This is a genomic window from Ideonella sp., assembly GCF_044358605.1.
In the GTDB taxonomy this organism is placed as follows: Bacteria; Pseudomonadota; Gammaproteobacteria; order Burkholderiales; family Burkholderiaceae_C; genus Ideonella.
Genome location: NZ_JBIKNQ010000107.1, coordinates 1 through 5,420 on the forward strand (window position 1 = coordinate 1; position 5,420 = coordinate 5,420).

Consider the following 5,420-nt stretch of genomic DNA (forward strand, 5'->3'; position numbering starts at 1 on the left):
CGAATTCCTCAACGCGCCCTCAACCACCAGACCCCCATCGAGGCCCTGAAAAAATGGCACGCCTCACACCCCAAGCTCTTCACAAAACGTGTGAATGATCTCCCGGGGCTTGACAGCTACTGCCTTCCTCACCGGGCCGAGGTTCGGCTACGCCCAACCACGGCGATTCTTCTGTCGGCGGATAGGTGAAAACGTCCTGGGCGGATGAACCCTCGCCATCATCCGGTGGTACGGGCGAGTTATGGCCCTTGGGCTCATAGATTTGCACCGGGTCGCCATCGAAATCAGGATCGGCAAACAGCTCCGTTGCCTTCTTGAAATCAATGATGGTGAAGTAGTACTTGTCGTAATCCTCATTGATGCGCGTGCCTCGACCGATGATCTGCTTGAACTCGGTCATAGACTGGATGCGCTGGTCCAGAACGATGAGTTTGCAGGTCTGCGCATCCACACCCGTGGTCATCAACTTTGAGGTGGTGGCGATAACGGGGTACCTAGACTCCGGGAAGATGAAGTTGTCGAGCTCTGCCTTGCCCTCTTCGTTGTCGCCGGTAATGCGCATCACGTACTTGCTGTTCTGTACAACGAGGTCGGTGTTCTCGTTGACCAAAGCTTGGCGCATACGCTCGGCGTGATCGATGTTGTCGCAGAAAACGATGGTTTTATCGAAGCGATTAGTTTGCTTTAGGAAGTCACTGATTTTTTTTGCAACCAGTTCAGTGCGTTTTTCCAGGACGAGGCTTTTATCAAAATCCCGCTGGTTGTAGATCCGATCCTCGATCTCATTGCCGTGTTTATCGACCATGCCTTTATCAGGGCGCCAGCCCGTGAGGTCTTTATCCAGGTCAATGCGTACGACCTTGTAGGGGGCCAGAAAGCCATCGTCGATACCCTGCCGTAGGGAGTAGGTGTAAATCGGCTCACCGAAGTAATCGATGTTGGATACTTCTTTTGTTTCCTTCGGGGTGGCAGTCAATCCGATCTGTGTGGCCGACGAGAAGTATTGAAGAATATCCCGCCAGGCCGAGTCGGCTGCCGCGCTGCCGCGATGACATTCGTCGATGACGATCAGATCAAAGAAGTCACGGCTGAACTGTTTGTAGATGTTGCGTTCTTCTTCCGTGCCCGTGACGGCCTGATACAGCGACAGATAAATCTCATACGACTTGTTGGCCTGCCGCTTCTGGATTTTGGTCATTGCCGAACCGAAGGGCTTGAAGTCGTTGGTCATGGTCTGATCGACCAGGATGTTGCGGTCGGCCAGGAACAAAATGCGTTTTTTGGCTTTGGATTTCCACAAGCGCCAAATGATCTGGAAGGCGGTGTAGGTTTTGCCGGTACCGGTAGCCATGACCAGCAATAGGCGGTTCTGGCCGCGAGCGATGGCTTCAACGGTCTTGTTGATGGCCAGTAACTGGTAGTAGCGCGGTGTTTTGTTGCTACCGTCGCTGTAATAGTCCTGCGAAACCAGTTCGCTTTGTGCCGTGTCCAGGCCAAGGTGTTCTGCCCACCATTGCCAAAGCACATCCGGGCCCGGCAACTCGTTCAGAGCCAACTCGCGCTCGATGACGCCATCTTTGGCAATTTTGTTGTGAAACAGGAAACCGTCACCATTGCTGCAGAACACAAAGGGCACTTGCAGCATTTCGGCATAGCCCAGCCCCTGTTGCATGCCATCGCCCAACGAGTGTTTGTTGTCCTTTGCCTCAATGACCGCGATAGGCATGTTGGGCTTGTGGAACAAGACGTAGTCGGCGCGTTTGTTCTGAGCGCGGGTGTGCAGCTTTCCTCGGACGATGATGCGGCCCTTGGTAAGTGGAAATTCTTCTCGCACCTGGGTGGCAATATCCCAGCCTGCTTGCTCAAGTGCGGGGGTAATGAGCTTGGTGCAGATGTCGCGCTCTGACAGCTCTTTCTTGTTCATACGCCATTCCCTTCCGGCTTATGCTCACCGGAACTGGCCTTCAAATCATGAATTCGCGCGTACTCCAACACCAAGATTTCGATCATCGACGCCACCGAGCGACGCTCGCGATCAGCTGCCAAGCGCAAAAGCTGCTTGATTTCGGCCGAGGTGCGGATGGAAAGGGTTTCGTCCTTTAGGCGTGACATGGCTGTGGCCCGGCAATCGTGTCAGGCAAATGTACTGCCTTTGCCCGTAGTTACGCAACGCAATGTCGCACAACGCCTATCGCCGAAGACGGTGCTCTTTGGCCGCTGCCGAGGGCCCACTTGCAGGAGGTGGGCTTGCGAATGCCGGCCTCTCAAGGCGGACAGACCCGTCTTCATCCACCTAGGCACCTCAGAGATCTGCCTAGCTATGAATCGCGACTCCTTCATCGTGAAGACTCTGCTGTAGTGATCCTACTTTTCAGTGCTAACGCTATGTGAGGTGCTTGCCGTCTGTCGCTTCCATTCGCCACCCTTTGAATGCACCCTTAACGGCAAAGGTGCTCATCCACAGTAAGCCCCGCGAGAGCCTAGCCAGCGCACAATCACCGCTCCACCACCCGTGCCACCCCGCCCGTGGCAGGCCTTCACAACTAAGCACTAGGAGACACTCTCATGGCAGATTCCAACCCCTTCAGCAAGATGGTGCCCGGCTTTGACTTTTTGCAAGGCTTGGTGAAGAACGCGGGGCAGGCGCTGCCTAGCATTGGGCAGTGGGTAGCGCCCACGCTGGACCCGGTGGAGCTGGAAAAAGAGATTGAGAAGCTGCGCACGGTGCAGTTTTGGCTGGAGCAAAACGCTCGCATGGTGGCCACGACCATCCAGGCTATGGAAGTGCAGCGCATGACGTTGTCCACCCTGAAGACCATGAACGTCTCGGTCACGGAGTTGCGGGACGCGATGACCCTGAAGCCCGCCGCCAAGGCCGAAGAGGCCGCACCTGCGGCCAAAAAGGCCAGCAGCAAGGCCGATGCCGACGCAGACGCCCAAGCCCCCGCAGGCGTGGTGGACCCGATGCAGTGGTGGGGTGCGCTGACCAAGCAGTTCACCCAAATTGCCGCCACGGCGATGAAGGAAAGCGCCGCCGACGCAGCCCGCAATGCCGCCGGGACCATGGTCAAGCAATCCATGGACGCGGCCGCTGACACGCTGAAGAAGGCGGCCTCCATGCCCGCAGCGGTGGCCCAGCAGGCCGTCGACATGGCCGCAGCTGCCACCAAGACGGTGGCCAGTGCCAGCCGCGCCGCGACGGCCAGCGCCAAGGCCCCGGCTGCGGCCAAAAAGGCGACCACCACCCGCAAGACCACCACGCGCAAGCCAGCGACCAAGAAGACGACACGCTGACCCAGGGTATTCCCCCCGCGCCAGTCACAGCTGCTTTGTGGCCGCTTCAGGCGGATTTCAGCGCTGGCTTGCTACAGTCCGAGGGTCAGTTTTCCCCTGGACGGAGATGCTTGTGAGTGTGGCAGCGCAGACGGTATCGGTTGAAGAGCGGCGGCAACGTCAGGCCGAGGTGGTCGCGGCGCTGAAGCCGCTGCTGCCCGCGCATGCGCTGCTGTTGCAGTCAGAGGACACCACGCCCTATGAGTGCGACGGCCTAACGGCCTATCGCGAGCGGCCGCTGGTGGTGGCCTTGCCTGAAACCGAAGCCCAAGTCTCCGCCGTGCTCAGCGCCTGCCACCGCCTGAAGGTGCCCGTGGTGGCCCGGGGCGCAGGCACGGGGCTGTCGGGTGGCGCTATGCCGCATGCGCTGGGCGTGACACTGGGGCTGGCGCGCTTCAACCGCATCATGTCAGTGGACAAGGTCAGCCGCACGGCGGTGGTGCAGTGTGGCGTGCGTAACCTGGCTATCAGCGAGGCGGCCGCACCGCACGGCCTCTATTACGCCCCCGACCCCTCCAGCCAAATTGCCTGCACCATCGGCGGCAACGTGGCGGAAAACTCTGGCGGCGTGCACTGCCTTAAATACGGTTTAACCCTTCACAACGTGCTGGGCGTGCGTGGCTTTACCGTGGAGGGCGAGGCCATCAGCTTTGGCGCCGACGCGCTGGACGCGCCGGGCCTGGACCTGCTGAGCCTGATCGTCGGCTCCGAGGGCATGTTGGCCGTGATCACCGAAGTGACCGTGCGCCTGACGCCCAAGCCCCAGCTCGCGCGCTGCATCATGGCCAGCTTTGACGATGTGCGCCGCGCCGGAGACGCCGTGGCCAACATCATTGCGGCAGGCATCATCCCGGCTGGGCTTGAGATGATGGACAAGCCCATGACGGCGGCCGTGGAAGACTTTGTGCACGCGGGCTATGACCTGAGCGCCGAGGCCATTTTGCTGTGCGAGTCCGACGGCACGCCGGAAGAGGTGGAGGAAGAGATCGGCCGCATGTTGGACGTGCTGCAGCGCTCGGGCGCCACGCGCATGGCCGTCAGCGAGAACGAGGCCCAGCGCATGCGCTTTTGGAGCGGGCGCAAGAACGCCTTCCCCGCCTCGGGCCGCATCAGCCCCGACTACATGTGCATGGACAGCACCATCCCGCGCAAGCGCTTAGCCGACATCTTGATCGCCATTGCCGAGATGGAGAAAAAGTACGCCCTGCGCTGCTGCAATGTCTTCCATGCGGGTGACGGCAACCTGCACCCGCTGATCTTGTTTGACGCCAATGACCCCGACCAAATGAAGCGCGCCGAGGCCTTTGGCAACGACATCCTGGAGACCAGCGTCGCCATGGGCGGCACGGTCACCGGCGAGCACGGCGTGGGCGTGGAAAAGCTCGACTCTATGTGCGTGCAGTTCAGCCCTGAAGAGCGCGAACAAATGCTGGCCCTGAAGCGGGCGTTTGACCCGACGGAGCTGCTGAACCCCGGCAAGGCCATTCCCACCCTTCACCGCTGCGCCGAGTATGGCCGCATGCACGTGAAGAAGGGCCTGCTGCCCTTCCCTGAGCTGGAGCGTTTTTAAGCATGCGGCGCCTGCGCGTTCAGCCTAAGCAGCGCTTCAGCTTGTGGGGGGACGATGGTGGTTTTCACCTCCGGAGCCCACGCCATGCCTTCAGCAGCCCCTCTGGCGCCCAGCGCCCTGGCCATGAGCCTCACGCTGTGCGCAGCGGCCGCCTCGGCTGCGAGCTTTCAGATCACGCCGATCAGTCTGCCCAGCGGCACCAAGATCACCGGCACCCTCCAAACAGATGGCAGCACCGGGCCGCTGAGCGCCGCCAACTTCACCGGCTGGTCCATCACGGTGCGCAGCACCGAGACCATTCTCTACAACCCCAGCCAGCCGGGTGCACCCGAGTTGACCGATGTGGCCGTGTCAGCCGACGGTCGGCGCCTGCTGGTGCGGCGCTCGCCAGACGGTGTGGCGGACGGTGGCACCCTGCGCTTCGGCTCGGTCTGGCCGCTAGAGCGCTACGTCACCGTGGCCACCTATGCGGGCTACACGGCGGCCTCGGGCGGGCAATCCAGCTACGTCAACGGGG

General features: G+C 60.6%; 4 protein-coding genes and 1 pseudogene. 3 read left to right on the plus strand and 2 right to left on the minus strand.

The window, feature by feature from the left end:
• Nucleotides 1–115: 115 nt before the first annotated feature.
• Both hsdR and ACIQ3Q_RS21995 read right to left on the minus strand, forming a co-directional pair.
• Nucleotides 116–1,924, minus strand: a pseudogene (hsdR, locus tag ACIQ3Q_RS21990) (EcoAI/FtnUII family type I restriction enzme subunit R); the annotation flags it as partial.
• The gene (locus ACIQ3Q_RS21995) at nt 1,921–2,112 is read right to left on the minus strand and encodes a hypothetical protein (protein WP_396271377.1); all 192 of its coding nucleotides are present in this window, start codon (nt 2,110–2,112) and stop codon (nt 1,921–1,923) included. The gene ACIQ3Q_RS21995 and the pseudogene hsdR, both read right to left, overlap by 4 nt.
• Nucleotides 2,113–2,565: 453 nt before the next feature.
• On the opposite strand from ACIQ3Q_RS21995, the gene ACIQ3Q_RS22000 reads away from it, so the two are divergent.
• From ACIQ3Q_RS22000 to ACIQ3Q_RS22010, 3 genes are all read left to right on the plus strand, one after another.
• Nucleotides 2,566–3,294, plus strand: coding sequence for a PhaM family polyhydroxyalkanoate granule multifunctional regulatory protein (locus ACIQ3Q_RS22000; protein ID WP_396271378.1), 729 nt, complete (start codon nt 2,566–2,568; stop codon nt 3,292–3,294).
• A 106-nt stretch (nt 3,295–3,400) separates the two neighbouring features.
• A complete protein-coding gene (locus ACIQ3Q_RS22005; protein ID WP_396271379.1) occupies nt 3,401–4,903 on the plus strand; it encodes an FAD-linked oxidase C-terminal domain-containing protein in 1,503 nt (500 codons plus the stop codon).
• An 84-nt stretch (nt 4,904–4,987) separates the two neighbouring features.
• A partial coding sequence (locus ACIQ3Q_RS22010; protein WP_396271380.1) for a hypothetical protein occupies nt 4,988–5,420 on the plus strand: 433 nt, incomplete at its 3' end.

Bases quoted from the DNA above. Each gene is read 5' to 3' on its own strand.
- ACIQ3Q_RS21995 (WP_396271377.1), bottom strand. From the start codon at position 2,112: ATGTCACGCCTAAAGGACGAAACCCTTTCCATCCGCACCTCGGCCGAA.
- ACIQ3Q_RS22000 (WP_396271378.1), top strand. From the start codon at position 2,566: ATGGCAGATTCCAACCCCTTCAGCAAGATGGTGCCCGGCTTTGACTTT.
- ACIQ3Q_RS22005 (WP_396271379.1), top strand. From the start codon at position 3,401: ATGCTTGTGAGTGTGGCAGCGCAGACGGTATCGGTTGAAGAGCGGCGG.